Source organism: Chloroflexota bacterium (genome assembly GCA_016219275.1).
In the GTDB taxonomy this organism is placed as follows: Bacteria; Chloroflexota; Anaerolineae; order UBA4142; family UBA4142; genus JACRBM01.
In genome coordinates this window covers 123,036-145,416 of sequence record JACRBM010000016.1, presented here as the reverse complement: position 1 = coordinate 145,416, position 22,381 = coordinate 123,036, and the positions used below count along the sequence as shown (strand labels likewise).

Annotated in this window: 14 protein-coding genes; all 14 read left to right on the top strand. The window is 58.2% G+C overall.

All coding sequences use genetic code 11. The annotated features are described in order from the left end of the window. The first annotated feature begins 1 nt into the window (after nt 1). The 14 genes from HY868_03115 to HY868_03050 all read left to right on the top strand — a co-directional run bounded on the left by HY868_03115 (nt 2) and on the right by HY868_03050 (nt 22,381). Nucleotides 2-1,771, top strand: coding sequence for a hypothetical protein (locus HY868_03115; protein ID MBI5301101.1), 1,770 nt, complete (start codon nt 2-4; stop codon nt 1,769-1,771). Nucleotides 1,772-1,795: 24 nt separating this feature from the next. Then, a complete protein-coding gene (locus tag HY868_03110) occupies nt 1,796-2,593 on the top strand; it encodes an EcoRV family type II restriction endonuclease (protein ID MBI5301100.1) in 798 nt (265 codons plus the stop codon). Further along, nucleotides 2,590-3,531 carry a Dam family site-specific DNA-(adenine-N6)-methyltransferase gene (locus HY868_03105; protein MBI5301099.1) on the top strand — a complete coding sequence of 314 codons (942 nt, stop codon included), beginning with the start codon at nt 2,590-2,592 and terminating at the stop codon, nt 3,529-3,531. The genes HY868_03110 and HY868_03105 overlap by 4 nt, the downstream gene beginning before the upstream one ends. A 1-nt stretch (nt 3,532) precedes the next feature. Beyond that, nucleotides 3,533-4,801, top strand: a complete 1,269-nt coding sequence (locus tag HY868_03100; protein ID MBI5301098.1) for a glucose-1-phosphate adenylyltransferase — start codon at nt 3,533-3,535, stop codon at nt 4,799-4,801. Nucleotides 4,802-4,817: 16 nt separating this feature from the next. Continuing rightward, nucleotides 4,818-5,609: a DUF4058 family protein gene (locus tag HY868_03095; GenBank protein MBI5301097.1), complete on the top strand. Its 792-nt coding sequence runs from the start codon at nt 4,818-4,820 to the stop codon at nt 5,607-5,609. Between the two features lie 2 nt (nt 5,610-5,611). Then, complete coding sequence (gene glgD, locus HY868_03090) at nt 5,612-6,859, top strand: glucose-1-phosphate adenylyltransferase subunit GlgD (protein ID MBI5301096.1); 1,248 nt, start codon at nt 5,612-5,614, stop codon at nt 6,857-6,859. A gap of 101 nt (nt 6,860-6,960) precedes the next feature. Next, nucleotides 6,961-10,455 carry an alpha-amylase gene (locus tag HY868_03085; GenBank protein ID MBI5301095.1) on the top strand — a complete coding sequence of 1,165 codons (3,495 nt, stop codon included), beginning with the start codon at nt 6,961-6,963 and terminating at the stop codon, nt 10,453-10,455. Nucleotides 10,456-10,589: 134 nt separating this feature from the next. Further along, nucleotides 10,590-11,276 carry a response regulator transcription factor gene (locus HY868_03080; GenBank protein ID MBI5301094.1) on the top strand — a complete coding sequence of 229 codons (687 nt, stop codon included), beginning with the start codon at nt 10,590-10,592 and terminating at the stop codon, nt 11,274-11,276. Then, complete coding sequence (locus tag HY868_03075) at nt 11,266-13,473, top strand: hypothetical protein (GenBank protein ID MBI5301093.1); 2,208 nt, start codon at nt 11,266-11,268, stop codon at nt 13,471-13,473. The genes HY868_03080 and HY868_03075 overlap by 11 nt, the downstream gene beginning before the upstream one ends. 242 nt (nt 13,474-13,715) lie before the next feature. Continuing rightward, nucleotides 13,716-14,105, top strand: coding sequence for a response regulator transcription factor (locus tag HY868_03070; protein ID MBI5301092.1), 390 nt, complete (start codon nt 13,716-13,718; stop codon nt 14,103-14,105). Nucleotides 14,106-14,257: 152 nt separating this feature from the next. Further along, entirely contained in the window at nt 14,258-15,736 is a 1,479-nt protein-coding gene (locus tag HY868_03065) for a hypothetical protein (GenBank protein MBI5301091.1), read from the top strand. A gap of 62 nt (nt 15,737-15,798) precedes the next feature. After that, nucleotides 15,799-18,033: an Ig-like domain-containing protein gene (locus HY868_03060; GenBank protein MBI5301090.1), complete on the top strand. Its 2,235-nt coding sequence runs from the start codon at nt 15,799-15,801 to the stop codon at nt 18,031-18,033. Between the two features lie 123 nt (nt 18,034-18,156). Next, nucleotides 18,157-20,679, top strand: coding sequence for a thrombospondin type 3 repeat-containing protein (locus tag HY868_03055; GenBank protein MBI5301089.1), 2,523 nt, complete (start codon nt 18,157-18,159; stop codon nt 20,677-20,679). Nucleotides 20,680-21,202: 523 nt separating this feature from the next. Continuing rightward, nucleotides 21,203-22,381, top strand: a complete 1,179-nt coding sequence (locus HY868_03050; GenBank protein MBI5301088.1) for a glycosyltransferase — start codon at nt 21,203-21,205, stop codon at nt 22,379-22,381.

Genomic DNA, 22,381 nt, shown 5'->3' with positions numbered 1-22,381 from the left:
CATGCCATCCACGAAACTCGATCTCCTCGTCCATTCCACGCATGAAGCCGGTTGGAAAGTCGGCGGCATCGGCGCGGTGCTCGATGGTTTGCTCAGTCAACCCGCGTACAATCAATCGGTCAAGCGAACGATTCTCGTCGGTTCGTTTCACCAACACGACGCGCTCGAACACGAACGGCTTTACGCGCCGCGCAACGGATTCAAGGTTCGCTTTTCCAGTTTCGACCATGTCTTCGATGTTTCGGCGAGCGTGCGACGCGCGTTAGCCCAGGTCGAACTCTCCTATCACGTCCACGTGTTGTACGGCACGCGCAAGTTTGGCGCGTACGAACACGAAATTATTTTGGTGGACCCGAGCGCGGTAGATTTGCAATCGCTTGCGAATTTCAAGTACTACCTGTGGCAACAATCCGGCGTCAATAGTTTCAACTACGAATGGTCGAGCGAATACGATTGGTACATGCGCGCCGCCGAGCCGTGCTTCGCCGCGTTGCAAGCGGTTGTCGGTGCGCGCGCCGCGAAACGCCGCGCGGTTTTGATCGCGCACGATTGGCTGGGCTTGCCGCTCGCGTTCAGCGCGCGGCAACATCAACCGGCGGCGTACCGGCTCGTCTATTACGCGCACGAGGTTTCCGCCGCGCGCGGCTTGGTCGAGTGGCATCCTGGGCACGACACGCGTTTTTACAACACGATGAATCGCGCGCGCGAATTCGGCTTGGCGCTCGAAGATGTGTTCGGCAGCCAACGCGATTCGTTCAAGCACGCGTTGCTGATGGCGGCGGACGGCTTTGACAGTTTCTTTGCAGTAAGCGATCTGACGATGGATGAACTGCGTTTTCTATCGCCGGCATTTTCGCAGCGTCCACTCGCGCTCGTGTACAACGGCATCCCTGGGAGCGCGATCACAACACGCGACAAACAAATGAGCAAGACGCGCTTGCGCGCATACGCGAACACCTTGTTGGAATTCAAGCCGACCTGGGTGTTCACGCACGTCACGCGGCTGATTCCGAGCAAATCCTTGTGGCGTGATCTGCGCGTGATGGAACAACTTGATCGTTTGCTCAGGGCGCGCGGCGAGAGCGCGGTGTTGTTGACACTGGCGACCTCTTCGCCGGCAGGCAAACGAAGCGAGGATGTTTTGCGCTGGGAAGCCGAGTACGGTTGGCCCCTGCATCATCGTGCGGACAACGGCGACCTGGTCAGTTTCGAAGTGGATTACTACAACGCAATCGAACAATTCAATCGCACCGCGCGTGCCAGCAAAATCGTGTTGATCAATCAATTCGGCTGGGGACGCGAGCGATGCGGGATGCGAATGCCTAAGACGATGGAGTTTGCGGACCTTCGCCACGGCAGCGACCTGGAATTTGGACAATCCATCTACGAGCCGTTTGGGATCGGACAACTCGAACCGCTCGCGACCGGCGCGTTGTGTTGTGTCAGCAATGTGTGTGGATGTCTTGGATTTCTGAAACAAGTCAACGGGTTGAATGCGCCGAACGTGGTCGTCGCGGATTACGTGACGTTGCCCGCCGAATGGGGTACGTTCGATCTGCATTCCTTGCTCAACCTCGCGCAACGACAACGCGATGAAATCGAAATGCGGCAAGCGGCAATCGTCGCGCAAAAAATCATCAAGCGCTTGCCGCACACGAGCGCCGCAAGAAAATCATTACTCGAACAAGGGCTAACGTTAAGCCAACAGATGTCGTGGCAGGTTGTTGTCGAGCAAGGATTGTTGCCGGCGCTGCAGAAACTATTTGATTGACGCCATCTTTGGTGACGAAGGACTATGGACAAGATTACTTTTCTGAACGCACTGCAAATCCAGGTCGCAGATTTCAACCGTGCTGTCTCAACCGAAAAAGGCGATTGGATTGTCAAGGGATTCATTGATATTGCCAAGAACATCTACACGATTTCGGTGGACACCAAAGTTATTTCCAAAATTATGGAATTGCTCTTGTTTCCCGAATTGGTGCGCTTTGCCGAGACGAATGCCCTCAAACTTGTATTGGCAGAACAACAGAATTTTTACCCCGACATCAGTTTCGTGGACGATGAAGAACATCGTTTTGCGCTGGACATCAAAAGCACCTATCGCGTCAACGCAAACGAAGTGAATGGAATGACGTTGGGCGCATTCACCGGTTATTTTCGAAATCGGCAAAGCAGCAAAAACATTTCTTTTCCCTATGCTTCGTACTCAGGGCATTTTGTTCTTGGCAGCATCTATTCCAAAACCGAAGCGCAAATTGATGAACGCCGAAAATATCGGTTGGATGAACTCGAAAGTATCACTTCGGTCGTCAACCATTTCGAATTCTTTGTCCAAGAAAAATGGCGCATTGCGGCGGAGCGTCCCGGCAGTGGCAACACCAAGAACATTGGTTCGGTAACCGCTATAACTAAACTGGTTAGTGGCGCCGGTCCCTTCGCCGAATTGGGCGAACATGTTTTTGATGATTATTGGCAATTCTATCTCACCGAAGATATGGCGCGTGCCATCGAGTCCAAGCGTCCTTACACCAATCTGGCGAGTTACTTGAAATACAAAGGGCGTCGCGCGAACAAAAGGAAAAGCGAGTGAATTTTACTCCATTACCGCGCACGGATGTCAAATTCGTCACGGTCCCACCGATCAAATGTCAAGGCATCAAAACGAAACTCGTACCATTCATCTTGTCCAATCTTCGCTGGGATGGACGTGGACGATGGGTTGAGCCATTCCTGGGATCGGGCGTTGTTTTATTCAACGTCCAACCTGAATGTGCGCTAGTCAATGATAGCAATCCACACATCATCAATTTATATCAACGCATTTTCAAAGACGCGTTGACAGCAGAAATGGTTCAAACCCATTTGAAGCATGAAGGACACCGCTTGCTCAAGGAAGGCGAGGATCACTATTATGCCGTGCGCGAACGTTTTAATCAAACGAATGACGCGCTAGATTTTCTTTTTCTGAATCGGTCGTGCTTCAATGGGCTGATGCGTTTTAACGGTCAGGGCAAATTCAATGTGCCGTTCTGCCGCAAACCAGACCGCTTTCGCCCCGCCTACGTAACCAAGATCGTCAATCAAATCAAAGCGATTCGCAGAATCATGCAAAACAAGGACTGGGAATTTCGCGTGGGGGATTGGCGACCATGCTTGTCTGAAATTCGACGCGGCGATTTTGTTTATCTCGATCCACCCTATATCGGACGCCACACAGATTATTATGAACAATGGTCGGATGAAGATGCGGTTGAATTAGCAAACCAAGTGCAAGCTCTGCCGAGCGGGTTTGCGTTATCCATGTGGAAAGAAAATAAATATCGCGTCAATCCACATTTGGTTCAACATTGGCGCGGAATAACCGAACGAACGATTACCCATTTCTACCATGTCGGCGCGACGGAAGACCTTCGCAATTCGATGGAAGAAGTGTTGCTCATCAAACCCGATTTCGCCGCACCGATCAAAGAAAAATCAAAACGCGTCAAGCCAACGCAGATGAGTTTTGCATTAGCCGATGGAGTGTAGCATGCCTAAAATTCTCGCGGTGATTATGGCGGGCGGCGCGGGCACGCGCTTGTCGGTCTTGTCGGAAGAACGCTCCAAGCCAGCGGTGCCGTTCGCCGGCAAGTATCGCATCATTGATTTCACCTTGTCCAACTGCGTCAACTCGGATATTTTCGACGTGGACATTCTGACCCAGTATCGTCCGCATTCGCTCAACGAACATATCGGCGTCGGCAAACCCTGGGATTTGGATCGCGCGTCGGGCGGCGTGCGCCTCTTGCAACCGTACCAAGGACGCGGCTCGTCGAGTTGGTACGGCGGCACCGCGGACGCGGTTTTCCAAAATCTCGATTACCTCCGTGAACGCCGCGCGAATCACGCGCTCATTCTCGCCGGCGATCACATCTACAAGATGGACTATCGCGGTATGTTGAAATTTCATCAGGAGAAGGACGCCGATCTCACGATTGGCGTGATGAACGTGCCGCTCGAAGAAACCGATCGCTTTGGAATTATGTCGGTAGATGCCGATTGGCGCATCAACGCGTTTTTCGAAAAACCAAAACTGCGCGATAAAGGTACGCTCGCTTCGATGGGCATTTACATTTTCAACACCGACATTTTGGCGGAGCGGCTTGCCGCCGGCGCGCGCGAACATGCCGACCTCGATTTTGGCAAGCACGTCATCCCCAGCATGATCCAGGATTCGCGCGTCTATGCGTATCCCTTCGATGGATACTGGGTGGATGTGGGCACGATTCAATCGTACTGGGAAACAACGCTCGCCTTGCTCGAACCGAATCCGCCGTTGAATTTGTACGATGCGACCTGGGTCATTCACACGCGGAGTCAGGAAAAACCGCCGGTCAAAATCGGACCGCAGGGCAAAATCGCGCGCAGTCTCGTGTCGAACGGGTGCATCGTGCGCGGACGCGTCGAGCGTTCGGTGTTGTCGCCCGGCGTGTACGTCGCGCCCGGCGCGGTCGTGCGCGATTCGATCGTGATGAACGACGTGTGGATCGGCGAAGGCGCGGCGCTCGACCAGGTGATTGTGGACAAACAGGTCGTCGTCGGCGCGGACACACAACTGGGAGCGGGCAATGACATGAAACCGAATGTTGCCGAGCCAAGCAAGCTCAACACCGGGATTACGGTCGTCGGCAAAGGCGCGCGCATTCCCGGCGGATTAAGCATCGGACGCAATGTCGTAATTCAGACCAAGGTTATCGAAAACGAATTCGACGCGTTCGATAAAATTGTGCCGAGCGGCGCGACCGTCGGCAAGCGATAACCACGGGGGTGAAAAAATGCCGTCACCTTTTCCCGGCATGGATCCGTACATCGAGACGCCGAAACTCTGGACTGACTTTCACAATGATTTGGCGGCGGAAATCCGCGCCAGTCTCAATGAGAAAATCCAACCACATTACTTTGCGCGCTTGGAAACTTTTGTCACGTACGAAACGATTGAAATCGGCAAGAAGGCAAGCATTCGCCCGGATGTTAGCGTCTGGCAACCATCCACCGCGCGCGAAACGGCGGTCGCTTACGAAACCAGGACGACCGCGCCAATCGAAAGTCAGGTCTCGTTGGATGTTCCACTCGAACTGAATCGCGTCGAAATCTATCGCGCGGGCGGGGAATGGCTCGTGACCGTCATCGAAATTTTGTCGCCGGTCAACAAGAAACGCGGACACGACGCACACACCGATTATCTTCGCAAACGCCGCGACCTATTGCGTTCGTCCGCGCATTTCATCGAAATTGATTTTCTGCGCGGCGGCGAACGACCACCGCTCGAAACGCCGGTGCCGGTCGCGCCGTACTATGCGATGCTCAGCCGCGCGGATCGTCGCCCGCACGTCCAGGTATGGCCCATTCAACTCGCGCATCGTTTGCCAGTATTGCCGGTGCCGTTGTACGAACCCGACCCGGACGCGTCGCTCGATCTCGCCGCGATGGTCGCGGCGGTGTACGAGCGCGGCGGGTACGCCAGCCAGATTGATTATGCCCAGCCCGCGCCTCCGCCGGAATTGTCGGAAGAAGAAATGAAATGGGTGGCGGCTTTATTGAAACCGCGCGCACACAAGGATGAATGAAAATGGAAATTCTCGCAATGATTCTCGCAGGCGGGGAAGGCAAGGGCTTGTGCGTGTTGACCGCGCCGCGTTCGGAACCGGCGGTGCCGTTCGGCGGCAAATATCGCCTGATTGATTTTTCGTTGTCGAATTGCGTCAACTCGAATATTTTCAACGTCTCGATTCTCACGCAGTACCAACCGCGTTCACTCGTTGATCACATCGGCCTCGGCAAGCCCTGGGATTTGGATCGCGCGCATGGCGGCGTGCGACTCTTGCAGCCGTATCAATCGCATCGCGGCGACCTGGGCGCGTGGCAGGAAGGCACGGCGGACGCAGTACGCTTTAATCTCGATTTTGTCGGCGAACAAGATGTGGAGCATGTGTTGATTCTCGCGGGCGATCACATTTACAAAATGGATTACAATCCGTTGTTGAATCTGCACGTCGAGATGAACGCGGATGTGACGATTGCCGCGCGCGCGGTCAGCCCGACTGAAGCGCATCGCTTCGGCATGATCGCGCTCGACGAAAATAATCGCGTGACCGCGTTCGAGGAGAAACCCAAACGCACGCGTGCGACGCTCGCTTCGATGGGCGTGTACGTTTTTCGCCGCGAGTTTCTCGTCGAGCACTTGCGCGGCGCGGGCAAAGCGCAGCGCGATTTTGGACGCGATGTCATTCCCGCGCTCGTCGGCGATCAACGCGTGTTCGCTTACACGTTCCGCGATTACTGGGCGGATGTCGGCACGATTCAAGCGTACTTTGAAGCGAATATGCTGCTCTTGAATGAAACGCCCGCGCTCGATTTGTACGACCCAGACTGGGTGATTCACACGAAAAGCGGCGAGCGTCCCGCCGCGTACATCGGACCCGATGCGCGCGTCGAGGGCAATTTGTTATGCGATGGATGTCGCATTGACGGCACCGTGTTGCGCTCGCTTATTTCGCCGGGCGTCTACGTCGCGCCCGGCGCGGTCGTGCGCGATTCGATTGTGATGAGCGACGCGGTCATCGGCGAAGGTGCGGTGCTCGACCGCGTGATTCTCGATAAAAAAGTTGTCGTCGGCGCAAACGCGCACGTCGGTGATTCGGACGACAATACGCCGAATCAACGCGCGCCCGAACGACTCAACACCGGCATCACCGTCGTCGGCAAGCACACGACGATTCCGGCGGGTTTGGTCATCGGACGCAACGTCGAAATCGGCGCGTACGTGAAAGAGAGCGCGTTCACATCATCATCCGTGCCCAGCGGCGCGACGATTTGATGCGCGGTTCATCAGCGCGATCAACGAGTGAAAAAGAATCCAGGTTTCCTCGAAGGGAAGAAACCAGGATTCTGCCGAAGGTATGATCAAAGGAAAACCTCATGCCAGTATTCGAATTTCACGTCGCACGTCACGCGCGCGACAAGTACGCCTTCGACGAAGTGTTGTTTTCGTTGAGCGGCAATGTCATCCTGGCGAATTTTCACGCGGCGCGCGTGTTCGCGCAAAAGATGAACGCGCAGCGCGATCTCATCCAGCATCCCGAACAAACGATCCGCGCCGGGCAACTGAACGCGATGGGCTTGATTGACGAATTGCTGCACCTGCTCGTCGCGCAATATCGTCGGCAAGTGAATCCTCAGGCGATGGGCAAGGCGCTCGACTGGTTGAACCACGCGCTCGGCGCGCCGGCGGTGGATGCCGCGCTCGAAAAATTCGCAGATGAATTTCCGAACGTCGCGGTGTATCGCTACAAGATGCGCGCGGCGGATTTTTTGAACGGCGCGACCGACGGCGTACCGCATCGTCACATCGTGCTCGAAGAAATGCTGATGCTGTGGTTGGCGAATGCCAATCGCGCGTTCATGCCGTTCATCGAATTGTTCGACGATGCCTCACTTGAAAAATCTACCAGTTACCAATTACTAATTACTCATCTCTATTCCTTCTTTGACACCCAGCCGCGCTTTGGTCCCGATGATCAAAATCTGATTGACCTGTTGCGCGCGCCCGCGCTCGCCGCGCCCGTTTCGCTCGAAGGACAACTCGACTTTATGCGCGCGCGTTGGGCGCACGTCCTCGGCGAGTACTTGCAACGCATCCTCAGCAGTCTCGATTTGATCAAAGAAGAACAAAAATCATTTTTCTTCGGACCGGGCGAAGCGCGCGTGCCGTCATTCAAACCTGGGTCGGCGTTCGGCGTGTACGATGGCGCGTACCCCGAGTACGAACGCTTTAGCCGCGATCTCGATTGGATGCCGCGCCTCGTGCTCATCGCGAAAAGCACGTACGTCTGGCTCGATCAACTTTCGAAAAAACATCAACGCGCGATCACGCGACTTGATCAAATCCCGGACGACGAACTCGATTTGCTCGCGCGCCGCGGCTTTACCGGCTTGTGGCTCATCGGCATCTGGCAGCGCAGTGCCGCGTCGAAACGCATCAAGGAATTGTGCGGCGCAATGAACGCCGAAGCGTCCGCGTACTCGGTCGCCGAATATCGCATCGCCGATGACCTCGGCGGCGACCCGGCGATGAGCAATTTACAAGCACGCGCGTGGCAACGCGGCATTCGCGTCGCGAGCGATATGGTGCCGAATCACATGGGCATTGATGCGCGCTGGGTCGTCGAACATCCCGATTGGTTCGTCGCGTCCGATTACGCGCCGTTCCCGGCGTACACGTTCACCGGTCCGAATTTGTCCGGCGATGAACGCGTCGGCATTTATCTCGAAGACCATTATTTCAATCGCACGGATGCGGCGGTCGTGTTCAAGCGCGTGGATCATTGGACGGGCGACGAAAAATTTATTTATCATGGCAACGACGGCACGAGTTTTCCGTGGAATGACACGGCGCAGTTGAATTTTCTCAAAGCAGAAGTGCGCGAGGCGGTCATTCAAACGATTCTGCATGTCGCGCGGCAATTCCCGGTGATTCGACTCGACGCGGCGATGACGCTGGCGAAAAAACATTATCAGCGTTTGTGGTTTCCGCAACCGGGGACGGGCGGCGACATTCCCTCGCGCGCCGAGTTTGGCTTGACGAAAGAACAATTCGACGCGGCGATGCCGGAGGAATTTTGGCGCGAGGTCGTGGATCGCGTCGCGGCGCAAGCGCCGGACACGCTCCTGCTCGCCGAAGCGTTCTGGTTGATGGAAGGATATTTCGTGCGGACCCTGGGCATGCATCGCGTTTACAACAGCGCGTTCATGAACATGCTGCGCGACGAGAAAAACGCGAACTATCGCTCGGTCATCAAAAATACCATCGAGTTCGATCCGGAAATTCTAAAACGTTACGTCAATTTTATGAACAATCCCGACGAGCGCACCGCGGCAGAACAGTTCGGCGCGGGCGACAAATATTTCGGCATCGCGACGTTGATGAGTACGCTGCCCGGCTTACCAATGTTCGGGCACGGTCAGGTCGAAGGACTCACGGAGCGATACGGTATGGAGTTTCGCCGCGCGATGTGGGACGAGCAGGTGGATGAGCATCTCGTCGCGCGACACGAACGCGAAATTTTTCCATTGTTGCATCGGCGGCATGTCTTTGCCGGCGTGGACGATTTTGTGTTGTATGATTTCTTCACCGCGAACGGCGCGGTCAACGAAGACGTGTTCGCGTACTCGAATCGTATGAACGACGAACGCGGCTTGGTCATCTTTCACAACAAGTTTGCGGAAACGGCGGGCTGGGTTCGCCTCTCTGCCGCGTATCTCGACAAGGCGTCGGGCAAACTCGCGCAACGCGCGTTGAGCGAGGCGCTCGCGCTCGGCGGCGACGAAAACTGTTTTGTGATTTTCCGCGATCAGGCGAGCGGGTTGGAGTACATTCGCAACAGCCGCGCGTTGCAGGAGCAAGGGCTCTATGTCGAACTCGGCGCGTACCAACGACACGTCTTTCTCGATTTCCGAGTCGTGCGTGACAATGCGCGGCGCGAGTACGCGCGCTTGAGTGAAATGCTCAACGGGCGCGGCGTGTCGAGCGTGGACGAAGCATTGCGCGAACTTTATTTGCAACCGATCCACCAACCGTTTTGCGAATTGGTCAACGCGGAAACGTTCCGCCGGTTGCGCGACGCGCATCAAGTAAAAGGACGACGACCCGGCCGGTCGTCGGTACAAACAACATGGTTGGATGACATCGAACAAAAATATGTGCGGCTCGCGCGCGCGGCGAAACAATTTAGCGGCGGCGCGGGCGATGAAATCGCGCTCGCCAAACAGGTGCGGCGTGAAATCGAGACGCTGGTAAAATTGTTAACGGTGCGCGCCAATCCGGACGCGCGCGGGTTCGCGCCCGCGCTCAAATACGTCCGCGCGCATCTCGCCGCCGACGCACACTTGGCGACGATGTGCGCGTGGGTGTTCGTCCACCGGCTCGCGCAAGCGCACGACCCCGCCGATTTTATCGCGCCGAGCCGGAGTTGGCTAGACGAGTGGATGCTCGGCAAGTTGATCGCGAACGCCTTGCGCGAATTTGGCGTGCGCGAGGATCAACTCGCACACGCGCTTGGCGCGCTCAAGGTGATGACGACGCATCAAGACTGGCACGCGTCTCTGGGCGCGCGCAAGCGTCGCGCCCAGATCGTCGGAATGTGGTTAGCGGATGCGGAAACCGAACGCTTTTGGCAGGTCAATCGCTATAACGATATCTTGTGGTTCAACAAAGAAATGTTCGAAGCGTTCCTGGGTTGGATGTTGGCGAGCGCGGTCGTGTCAGTCGGCATAGATACTCCAGCCAAGCAAAAGAAAATCGCCGCGGCGTACACGATCATCAAGCCGTTGCCTCAAGCGGCAAAAAAGAGCGCGTACCAAGTGGAAAAATTATTGGAGATCGCAAAACCAATCATGTCCCAACAGAATCATTGACAGCCCCAGGTCGGTATGTTATAGTCTGGACGAACACGGCGCTGAGGACGGGCGCCGGAAAAAGATTCCGAGTGACGAGTTGATGCGGCGACTCGCGCGAAGGCGCGGGTCGTTTGTGTTTTGTGGGGGTGACGATGATCACGGTCGTGATCGTAGATGACCATCCGATTGTCCGCGCCGGGATGCGTACCGTTTTGAACGCGGCAGGCGACATCACCGTCGTCGCCGATGGCACGCGCGGCGCGGACGTGCTGTCCCTGGTCGCCGCGCATCGTCCCGATGTCTTGGTGCTCGATGTGAATTTGCCGGACGTGAACGGCATTGAGGTGACGCGACAATTGCGCACGCGAAAGACCTCAACCGCAATTCTCATCCTCACCGTGCACAACGACGCGCAAACCATTTTCGGTTTGCTCGAAGCCGGCGCGGCGGGTTACGTGCTCAAGGACGACGCGCTCGAAACATTGGTGGGCGCAGTCCGCGCGGTCGCGCGCGGCGAAACCTGGCTTAGCCCGGCGGTCGCGCGTCAGGTGGTCGAGCGCGCAACAAACCCGAAGGGTCTCACGCAAGCGGACCCTTCGGGTTTGGGTTCGCTTCCTCTCACGCCGCGCGAGATTCAAGTACTCTGCTTGCTGGCGCAAGGTCTCGACAATACCGCGATTGCCGAGCGTCTAGTCGTCACCACGCGCACAGTGCAAAATCACGTCAGCGCGATCTACGATAAGCTGGGTGTCGCCACGCGCATTGAAGCCGCGTTGCTCGCGATTCGTCACGGACTCGTCCAGGTTCTTCCCACCGGGAAAATCGCCGATGCAACCTGACGCGCGCGGTCACGGTCAGTTCGTCCGCCTCCTCTTTGGCGTGATCGCGATTGGCATCCTCGTGCTCATGGGATCCGTCGGCTATCTCCAGTGGAGCACGCCGACGGTGGATGGTTCCCTTGATTGGCAAACCGGCGTCGTGCTCGACGTGCCCCAGGATTCGTACGCGAATTACGCCGGCATCCTGCCCGGCGATGTGATCCTCACCGTGGAGGGTGTGCCGTTTCAAAAATGGCAAAGCCGCGAAGTCGAAAATCGCGCCGTGGAGATCCGGCGCGGCGATCAACAGCTCGTGCTCGAATTACCCCTCCTGTCCCTCGCTCAGGTCAATCTGCCCAATCTCTTGAGCGCGATTTTCGTGACGCTGACTTTTTGGAGTGTGGGCGTCTTTTTGGTTTGGCGGCGATTCCAGCAGATTCAAGCGCGACTCTTTTTCTTGATGGTGCAAAGCGTCGCGATGGGGCTTTTACTCTTTTTGGCTTTTCCCCAACTCTCGTATCGTCCCTATTGGATGGGGGTTCTCAGCAGTATCGGTTTTCATCTTGCCGGCGCGCTCGTCGTTCATTATTATCTCATGTTTCCGGTTGTCCTGGGCAGTCCGCGTCAGCGTCGCTTGATTCTAATTCCCACTTATACATTGATGCTGGTCGCACTCGGGCTCCGATTATCCGCCACCGATTTAGGCATTCGCCTGACCTTTTTCTACAACACGATCGAGATCAGCTCGGCGGTCATCCTGTTGGTCTATTCCTATTTGCGCCGCGCGACATCCGATGGTCGTCGCCGATTGCGGCTCGTCGTCTTTGGCACGGTCGCGTCCGCGATTCCCTCCTTCCTCTTTTACCTCTTGCCCACGATTGCCGGCTCGACCAATCGTATGCCTGTTTGGATGGTCGGTCCATTCATCATTCTCTCGCCGCTGGGTTATCTCGTCGCGATCATTCGCGACAATCTGTTCAACATTGATCGCGTCCTCAATCGCACGCTCGTCTACGCGATTCTCTCGTTCGGCATTCTGATTTTGTACCTGGGTCCATTTCTGCTGATCTATCGTCTTGCGCCGGGCGATTGGCTCGCGCAAATGATGATCGCCGCCGCGCTGACCCTGCTCGTCGGCTTTACGTTCGAGTGGTCGCGCACCCAGGTTCAGCGCGGGGTGGATCGTTTTTTCTACGGCGGCTGGTACGATTATCCGCGTGTCGTCGAAACGATCAGCGCCACGCTCGCGCGCACGCTCGCGCGCGAACAGCTCGCGGAGGTGTTGACGCGCCAGGTCGCGGACCTGATGCAATTGCACGATGGCGATCTATGGATCGGCGAACTCAACGACGCGCCCAGGTCCGAGAAGGCGCAGTTCCAATTTCCGCTCGCGTTTCAAAATCAGGTGCGCGCCGTGTGGACGATTGGCGCGCGGCGCGACGATGAAGATTGGAGCAACACCGACCGGCGCATCCTCCACACCCTGGCGCGTCAAGCCGAGGTCGCGCTCGGCAACGTGTTGTTGGTCGAGATACTGCGCCGGCAACTCGACGAGATTCGCGCGACGCAACATCAACTCCTCCGCTCGCGCGAAGACGAACGCGCGCGCCTCGCGCGCGATCTCCACGATGGTCCGATTCAAGACCTGGTCGGCTTGAACATGCAACTCGGTTTGATGTTGACGCGTGACGCGTCGCCGATGGAATCGCTCCCGACTCTGCGCGGCGAGGTGCGCGATCTCCTCTCCGAACTGCGCCAGGTATGCGCCGAACTGCGTCCGCCGATGCTCGACACGATTGGGCTGGGCGCGGCGCTGCGCGTCCTCGCCGACGATTGGTCGTCTCAATCGCACGTTCCGGTCCGACTCGATCTGCCGGGGGATGCAACCTTACGCGCGCTTCCCGCGCACGTCGCCGTCAATTTGTATCGTTTGGCGCAAGAGGCGTTGACCAACATCGCGCGCCATGCCGCCGCGCGCCAGGTGACGCTCCGGCTCGCGTGGCAAGGCGCGTGCTTGAATCTCACGCTCGAAGACGATGGGCGCGGTTTTGTCGTGCCGACGACATTGCATAACCTGGTCGCGCAAGGACATTTTGGCATGGCAGGTATGCGCGAACGCGTCGAACTGATCGGCGGAACGCTGGCAGTCGAGTCCACGCCGGGCAAGGGTACTTGCGTCCAGGTTAGTTGGTCGGCGGATAGTCGGGCAGCCGAGTAGTCGCATGGTCCTGGAGCGGTCTTGCCTTCCGTGAGTCAATCTAGCACGAACCCACGCGAGCGTCAACCATTTTTCGTTGCGCGAACTGACCACACGACTACTCGACTAAAAAGGGTACTCCAGTACCCACTTTTCCTCCTCAAAACAGTACTCCTCCTCGATGACCTCCCCGCAGAATTGCGTTATGCTAACGGCGACGCGTGATCCGCGATTTGCGTTTCACGCGCGCCAGGAGCACACCAATGACCCGCGTTTTGATCGTGGACGATCAACCGGCATTTCGCCGCCAACTGCGCGTGCTGTTAAAGCTCGCGGGTTTGGACATTGTCGGCGAAGCGAGCGACATTCCCGAAGCGGAAGCCCAGGTGCGCGCCACATCGCCCGATCTCGCGATTGTGGACGTGATGTTGCCGGGCATCAACGGCGTGGAGGGCGCGCCGCGGCTCAAGGCGCTCGCGCCGAATCTGCGCGTGATCCTGGTCAGCGCGTATCCGGATCGCGTCAACGTGTTTCGGCAAGCGGCGCAGGACGCCGGCGCGGAAGCGTTTATCGTTAAAGATGATTTGGATTTGGAGATGGTGCGTTCGTGGAAGAGTGATGGGGCGCGGACGAGCGCAGACGAGCGCAGATAAAATCTCAATCTGCGTTCATCTGCGTCCTAGTACTGACGAGTTGTTCATTTACCGCTGACGCATCAGCATTCGATGAAAATCCGGACGACCCCACCCTTCCCTCCCCTTTGCAAGGGGAGGGTAAGGGAGGGGTATTTCCGAAGGAGCAAACGATGAAAGCGAAACATTTCTCTAAATGGATTCTGGCGTTGCTGTTTGGTTGCGCGATGATTTTCGCGGTGACCGCGTGCGAGCCGCAACCGACCGGACCGCGCGCGTGGATTGACGTTCCACTCGACGGTTCGACCGTGCCAGCGGGCGCGCCGGTGCCGGTGGTCTCGCACGTGTACGCGCAAGAGGGCATCGCCGAAGTACTGCTGTCCGTGAACGGCGAAGCGTATCGGCGCAGTCCACCCGCGCAGTCGGACACGACACTCAGCAAGGTATCCCAGGATTGGATCCCGCAACAAGCGGGCGATTACGTTTTGCAAGTCAGAGCGTACTCCAAGAATGGACAAGCCAGCAATCCGGCTACCGCGAGAGTTAAAGTGCTTGGTAAGACAACGCCGACCCCGCCAAACCCACTGGTCGCGGCAACGCCGACTCCAACAATCCCGCCGGTGGTCATCCCAGGTCGCACCGTTTCGCCGACGATGGTTCCCTTGTCCGACCTGGCTATCGTCAGCGTCGAAGCGCTGTTCGTCGGCTACAAGGGTGAGATCGCGCTTTGCAAGCCGCGCGTTGTCTATCGCAACCTGGGGACGACCCCGGTGCCGAACGACTATATTATTCAATTGCACGTCAACGGCACGCCGCAAATGACGATGACGCGCGGCGCGGGCTTTGGCGTCGGCGGAACATCCGAAGCGATTTTCGATTACGCGTTTGAAGGCGCGCCATACATCGGCGTCAATCTCGATTCGACGAACGCGGTGAACGAAAGCAGTGAAACGAATAACGCGTTCGCGGAAATTCGTTCGTGCAGTGGAACAGCCACGCGTGTGCCTACCTCGACGCGGACGCGGACGCCGACCATCGTGCCGCCAGCGTCGGGGTGCAGTGGCGCGCCAAACATTGCGTCCTTTAGCGCGTCGCCGTCCACGATCACTGCCGGCAATTCGACGACGTTGAGTTGGGGCGCGGTGACCAACGCGGATTCCGTGAGTATCGAGCCAGGCATCGGCGGAGTGAGCGCGCCAGGTTCGCGTTCGGTTTCGCCCGCGACTACGACGACGTACACGTTGACCGCGCGCTGCGGCAGCAACACTCAAACGCGGCAGACGACCGTCACCGTTCTCCCAGCCGCGCAAATCATCACGCCGACGCGCACGCGCACGCCCACCACGCCACCCGACACCCAGGGACCACCCGCGCCCACTCTGGTCTCACCCAAAGGCAATCGCTCCTGTACAACTAGCGTTACACTAGACTGGAATTCCGTTAGCGATCAGAGCGGCATCAAAAACTATATCGTGAAATGGGTGCGGAACGATGGGCAGTCTGGCGGAACTGTTACAACCAGTACTCAGCACACCATTCAGGTAACCTGTGGTAAAGCATATACCTGGAGCGTCCAGGCGGTGGACAATGCTGGGAACGCGGGTGGTACCGCAAGCGCGAACTTTGCCATTGACGTAGCAGCGCCACACTAAACCAGCTTGAGCCAAACCTGGGAGGTCGCGCAGACCTCCCAGGTCTGGCGGAGGATTAGACCATGAAACGTGGTTGCTTGATTCCCTTGATCGCCTTGCTTGCGATACTACTGTGCATCGTCGTAGCAATTACTGGTTACGTGCTGATCACCGCGCCAACTTCGACACCGCTCGTGGCGATCAACTCGCCGCGCAACAGCGAACGTGTCGGCGTTGGTCAAGAGACGATCATCCACGCCACGGCGCGCGGCGACGCGCAGAAAAAAATCAAACGCGTCGAGGTGTGGGTGGATGGCGCATTGCAAGACGCGCAGAGCAGCAGTTTGCCGGGCGGCACCTCGCCGTTCCCCATCGTCGCCAATTGGCGACCAACCACGTCAGGCGCGCACACGCTGATCGTTCGAGCATTCAACCAGGATGGAAAACACGGGCAGGCATCCATCAACGTACAAGCCGTCCAGAGCGGCGATCGCGATAACGATAGTGTGCTGGACGCGCTCGATGGCTGTCCCGATCAACCTGGGTTGACGACGAACAACGGTTGTCCAATGCCGACGACTGGTGATCGCGATGGCGATGGCGTCAGCGATAGCGCGGACGTGTGTCCCGATCAACCTGGCACAACACTCGCCGGCGGTTGCCTCGATGACGATGGCGATGGCATTCGCGATGGCGTAGACGCGTGCCCGCGCGAACCTGGGACAGCCGAGCGCAATGGTTGTCCCGCGCCCGGTGACGCGGACAGTGATGGCGTGGCGGACGCGAGCGACGCGTGCCCGCGCGACCCAGGTCGCACCGAAGCCGGTGGTTGTCCCGATCACGACGCCGACGGCGTGCGCGATAGTGACGACGCGTGTCCCGATGAAGCCGGGACAGCCGGTTTGCGCGGTTGCCCCGATCGCGATGGCGATGGCGTGCGCGACACGATTGATCTCTGCCCCGATGTCCCAGGTCCCGCGTCCAACAGCGGTTGCCCGCCCACCGGCTCCGGCGACTCGGACGGCGACGGCGTTGACAACAGCACTGACCTTAGCCCCACCGAGTCAGGATCGGCGGACAGCGGCGGCGCGCCGCCGCCCGGCGGTGGAACCGATGCGGATCGCGACGGCATCCCAGAATCCGAAGAGGCGCGCGAAGACCCGCTCAGCGGATTGGACTTGTTGATACCGGGTTACCTGTTTCAATTCGTACCCGTCGAACTCCAGGCATTGGAATTCCAAGTCTCGCACAACTATACCCAGGTCTACTGCTACGCGACCGTGGCGGGTCAAGCCGCCGAACGTATCGGACCGTTCAGTTCGCTCGGCGCGCAACGCTGGGACATTGCCGCGTTCCTGGGTCCACTGCACAGTCGAACGTTTATGGCACCGCAAGGACAGCCCTTGCAAGTTCGCTTGGAGTGCAGTGGCATCGTCGCTGGATCGCGCGAATCGCCCGGCGGAGGTGGCATCGGTGAAGGCGGCGGATCGGAAGCGTACTTTGATCTCGGTTCGTTCTCGCGCAGTCACACGCTCGCGTCCTCGGCGATTGACGAGGTGACGGTGGATTCGAGCGGCGGCTCGGCGGGACATTCGTTTCGCGTCAAGTATCGCGTCTGCACGCCGGGCTGCAAAACGCCGGTCTTGCGCGCGCCGTCCATCACGCTGTTGCACGGCGGCGGACAAAATCGTTTGGCGTGGGCGTGGGCGGGTCACTCGTACGACATCAATGGTTTCAAATTGTACATGAACGGCAACTATATGTTTGCGGTATCGCCGCGCAGTACGAATTATCTCTTTCGCGATGTTCCGCCGTGCGGACGCAATTTCGAAATTCAACTCTCGGCGTATCGCGGCAACCCGCATCGCCCGGACATTGAATCACCGCTCAGTAACATCGTAACCTGGGAAGGCGCGCGGTGTCCGCGCATGGCGATGGTCAGTCTGGTGCGGCTCGAAACCGGCAATCTGCGGGACAATGATGATCTCGGCGATGTCGGACCGCTCTTTGGTTCGTTCCAAGTTGGCGATGTGAGCCGCAGTTTTGAAAGTCACTATCGGCTGGATGTCGGCAGTCGCAACCACAACATCGCGGCATTCTTCCCGCGCACCGATTTTACCGTAGACCTCGGTCCCGACGATTCGCTGTACATCGGTGCGACGATCAAAGATCGCGACCCAGGTTTAAACCCGAATGACACAATTTTTGATTGGGAAGAGATTATTGCGCCTGCTGATGTTCGGGCGGGTGAACGTAGAATCACCGGTCGCGGCGGCAGTACACTCGTCGTTCAAATCACCGTGACGAACAGTCGTTGAACGCGCGCCTCACCTCCACCCTCCCGTCCCCCTTCCCCCTCTCCTGAACTGAACTTCGTTCAGGAGAAGGGGAAGGGGGTGCCCGAAGGGTGGGGGTTGGGGGTGAGGCAGGAGGATGAAACGATGACACGCAAACCTGGTTGTCTATTGCCACTCGGCGTTTTGGCAATCGCGCTGATCTGCATCGTCGCCGCAATCGCCGTCGTTCTGCTATCGCCGCCAGTGACGAGTCCAATCGTGCTGATCAATTCGCCGCGCAATGCCGCGCGCGTGTCCGTAGCCCAAGACACTGTGATCCAAGCCGTCGCGCGCGATGACGCGGAGCGGAAAATCAAACGCGTCGAACTCTGGGTGAACGACAAATTGCTCGACGCGCAAAACAGCAACGTGCCCGGCGGCATCTCGCCGTTTCCGCTGACGATGAATTGGCGACCGACAATCTCCGGCACGCACACGATCATCGTCCGGGCGTTCAACGCGCAAGGCGCGCGTAGCCACGCGACGATCAATGCGCAAGCCATCGCGATCACGGATCGCGATAACGACGGCGTGGCGGATGCGACCGACGCGTGTCCCGATCAACCTGGGTCGCCCGATGCGCGCGGCTGTCCCGATCGCGATGGCGACGGCATCCGCGACGCGGACGATGCCTGCCCCGATCAAACCGGCGCGTCTGCTGCGCGCGGCTGTCCCGCGTCGAGCGCACATGATCGCGATGGCGATGGATTGCTCGACCGCGCCGACGCGTGCCCTGATCAACCTGGGTCGCCTCGCGCGCAAGGTTGCCTGGACGCGGATGGCGACGGCGTGCGCGATAGCGCGGATGCGTGCCCGCGCGAACCTGGGTCTGAGCAAAATGGCTGTCCTACGCCAGGAGATGCGGATGGTGATGGCGTTGCCGATGCGAGTGACGCGTGCCCGCGCGCGCCCGGTCGTGCCGAGTTCGCCGGCTGTTCCGACGACGACGGCGACGGTGTGCCGGCTCAAACCGACGCGTGTCCACGCGAGCGCGGCTCAGCTCAACTCGCCGGTTGCCCCGACCGCGATAACGATGGCGTGCGCGATGCGCTCGATTTGTGTCCCGCCGCGCCGGGTCCGGCGTCGAACAGCGGTTGTCCGGTTACCAGCGCGAGCGATAGCGATAACGATGGCGTCCGCGATGACGTTGACCTCGCGCCGACCGAAGCCGGTTCGGCTGAATATGGCGGCAGTCCGCCGCCGGGTCGCGGCGCGGACCGAAATGGCAATCAAATTCCGGATGATGCCGAGCCGCCGCGTAGTGAGGTTCGCGTTTTCGGCGGTCTGACGATTCCATCGCTGAACCTGGATTTGTCCGGCATCCTTCCCACTCCGCGGCGCGTCGTTGAAAAGGTTATGGTTCCCATCGAGATTCAAGCCGTGTCGTTCCGCGCGCTTCAAAGTGGCGATCTCACCGATATCAGTTGCTTCGTCGTTCTGGGTTACACTCTGTTTAATGAAGCGGGCACTCCAGTGCACCACGAAACTCCCATCCCTGCGGCTGGACGTCTCAACCTTGACCCAGGATCCGCAGAGAGAACATGGAACCTCCCGGAGATATTAGGCGAACAGGCACAGCGCCATTTCGCCGCCGATGACAATTATTCGATCAACATCCAGGTTGAATGTCTTGGCATCGTCTCGATTCATGGAGAAACCCCGCGCCAATACGATTTGGGCAGGATCAACGTCAACCACGCATCCCCCGATTGGGATGGGCATGTCATGCGGGCGAATTCAACCGGGGGAGTCGGTGGCAGATGGTTTCACGTCGAATATCGGCTCTGCCAGGGAATGTGTGGAGTGGTCGCGTATCAAGCGCCTGTCCTCCGCGTGTCGGACGAGGGTCCGCGCGCGGCGTTGCGTTGGACGTTTGCGGGTGACCCAAGCCAGATTCGCGGATTCGGCGTGTACGTGAATGGAAGCATCCGTCACCGGACGCCGGCGGACGTTAACGCGTACGATATCACCTCGCAAGCAAGTCCGCCCTGCGGTGAAACGTACAGTTATCACATCACCGCGTTTGGCGGACAAGCCGGCGCGGCACGCGAATCGCCTCCCAGCAACACGGTCACCTGGACGGGCGCGGCGTGCCCGCGCACCGTGCGCGTCACCTTCGAGACATTGCGAACCGGCAATCTCGGCGGGGATGAGCGCGAGTACAGCACGGTGGGACCGATCACCGGTGTCTTTTGGGCTTCGGTAATTTCCAGACCGGAACTCCACTTTCACATGTCGGTTTGCAATGACCTGAGTCGCTGCAGTCACAGCGAGATACGCCACGGCTTTCGGCTCTCGCATAATGTGACATACCAGATCCAAGGTCTCTTCGATTGGGTTCACACGGAGCAGGCATCGTGTCTGGGGAATGGGTGTGCGTCCAACGACTATCGCGCGCCAGAGATCAACTATGTCACGGTGATGCTTGGCGGGGATGACCATCTCTCTTTTGGCGGGACAGTCCAGGATGTGGATTGGGGATCGGGCGATGGGAGCGAATGGGATACGTTGTTTGACGCGCACGACCAAGTGCGCGCCAGCGAACTCGTCCCAGGTGTGCCGGTCATCCGCACGCTGAGCAATCGCGAAATCCAGGTGTCGGTGCGGATCGAAATGCTGCCTGAGTGAACATAGACCCGAAGGGTTCGCTTCGTGAAAACCCTTCGAGTCTTGGCAAGTCTATTTTCGGAGGATGAGCAATATGCGAACGCGAATCCAAATCATCGCGCCGCCCTTGAATCTCGCGGTGCATTGCTGGCTTGGCGATGGCGGTTGCCCAGCACGTTAATCAAACGTTAGAATCTGCGGCAGGTGATGACCCTGCCGCTCATTTTTTTGGCAATTGAATCAGATACCAGGTTTCCCCAAGAAACCTGGTATCTGCTGTCAAATCATGTCGCGATGTTTGTAACAAATCGAATCATAGATTTATGCCTTTGCCGAACGCGCATCTTGACTGGCAATTTTGGAAAATTGCCCTACGAGATGCTCCCGAGTCACAGCCGCGATTTCATTTAACATTGCCTTAAAGTGGAATTAAGTCTGATTTAACCAGCCGCGCCTCTGCACGAGTTATACTTGAGGAACCAGCAAACTGTAACACTGATACAAACGTAGTATCGTTACAATCAAGCTGTGAAAGAATCAACCTGTGACAAATCATTCTCCGCGCCTCTTGCTTTATTCGCACGATACGTTCGGTCTCGGTCACATTCGCCGCACGCTGGCGATTGCGGACCAAGTCGCGCGCGACCACGGCAACGTCCGGCAATTGCTCGTGACCGGCTCGATGGTCGCCGGCGCGTTCAGACTGCCGCCGCATCTCGATTGGATCAAACTGCCCGCGCTGACCAAACGCAGTGACGGACGCTACAAGTCGCGCGCCTTGCCGCTCTCGCTCGCGCAAACGATGACCTGGCGCGAGCAAATGATTTTGCAAGCGGTCGAGGCGTTTCGCCCCGACATCGTTTTGGTGGACAAGACCCCGGCAGGCGTCGCCGGCGAACTCTTGCCCGCGCTGCGTCACATCAAAACGTGGATGCCCGCCACGCGCCTCGTCCTGGGTATGCGCGATATTGAAGACGATCCCGCGACGACGTGCGCGGAATGGGAAACTGCCGGCACGCGCGAATTGCACGACAGCGTTTACGATCGCATCTTGCTCTACGGCTCGCGCGCGGTGTTCGACCCGGTGCGCGAGTACGCCATGTCGCCCATGGCTGCGAAGAAACTGATCGAGTGCGGCTACCTGGGGCGACGCATGACGACGCGCGCGAAAGAAACCGTGCGCCGCGAACTCGCGGCGGAGAATCGTCCGCTGATCGTCGTCACGGCGGGCGGCGGCGGAGATGGATTCGAGTTGATCGAAAATTTTCTCGCCGCGCGCGCTGCCAACGCAACATTGCGCGATGCGCACGCGCTCGTCGTCACCGGTCCCTTGATGGCGCGCAGTAAACGCGATTTGCTCAAGAACACGAACCACGCCGATCATTTGACGATCATCGAATTTACGCCCGATCTGCCGAGTTACCTTGCCGCCGCCGATCTCGTCGTGGGCATGGCGGGTTATAACACCGTTTGCGAAACGCTTTCACTCGGCGTGCGCGCCCTGGTCGTGCCGCGCGTGCGCCCGCGTTCCGAACAACTGATGCGCGCGGAACGACTCGCCGCGCGCGGACTCGCGCGCATGGTGTTGCCCGACGAACTTGCGCCGAAAAAATTGGCGCAGGAAATCGCTAGTGCGCTCGCCGCGCCGCCGCCGCAAATCACGCTCGACCTGAATGGACTCGAACGCGTGAGCGATGCGCTGGGCGCGTTGATGGAGAAGTAA

Bases quoted from the DNA above. Each gene is read 5' to 3' on its own strand.
- HY868_03085 (MBI5301095.1), top strand. From the start codon at position 6,961: ATGCCAGTATTCGAATTTCACGTCGCACGTCACGCGCGCGACAAGTAC.
- HY868_03065 (MBI5301091.1), top strand. From the start codon at position 14,258: ATGAAAGCGAAACATTTCTCTAAATGGATTCTGGCGTTGCTGTTTGGT.
- HY868_03115 (MBI5301101.1), top strand. From the start codon at position 2: ATGCCATCCACGAAACTCGATCTCCTCGTCCATTCCACGCATGAAGCC.
- HY868_03055 (MBI5301089.1), top strand. From the start codon at position 18,157: ATGACACGCAAACCTGGTTGTCTATTGCCACTCGGCGTTTTGGCAATC.
- HY868_03080 (MBI5301094.1), top strand. From the start codon at position 10,590: ATGATCACGGTCGTGATCGTAGATGACCATCCGATTGTCCGCGCCGGG.
- glgD (MBI5301096.1), top strand. From the start codon at position 5,612: ATGGAAATTCTCGCAATGATTCTCGCAGGCGGGGAAGGCAAGGGCTTG.
- HY868_03100 (MBI5301098.1), top strand. From the start codon at position 3,533: ATGCCTAAAATTCTCGCGGTGATTATGGCGGGCGGCGCGGGCACGCGC.
- HY868_03095 (MBI5301097.1), top strand. From the start codon at position 4,818: ATGCCGTCACCTTTTCCCGGCATGGATCCGTACATCGAGACGCCGAAA.
- HY868_03110 (MBI5301100.1), top strand. From the start codon at position 1,796: ATGGACAAGATTACTTTTCTGAACGCACTGCAAATCCAGGTCGCAGAT.
- HY868_03070 (MBI5301092.1), top strand. From the start codon at position 13,716: ATGACCCGCGTTTTGATCGTGGACGATCAACCGGCATTTCGCCGCCAA.
- HY868_03060 (MBI5301090.1), top strand. From the start codon at position 15,799: ATGAAACGTGGTTGCTTGATTCCCTTGATCGCCTTGCTTGCGATACTA.
- HY868_03075 (MBI5301093.1), top strand. From the start codon at position 11,266: ATGCAACCTGACGCGCGCGGTCACGGTCAGTTCGTCCGCCTCCTCTTT.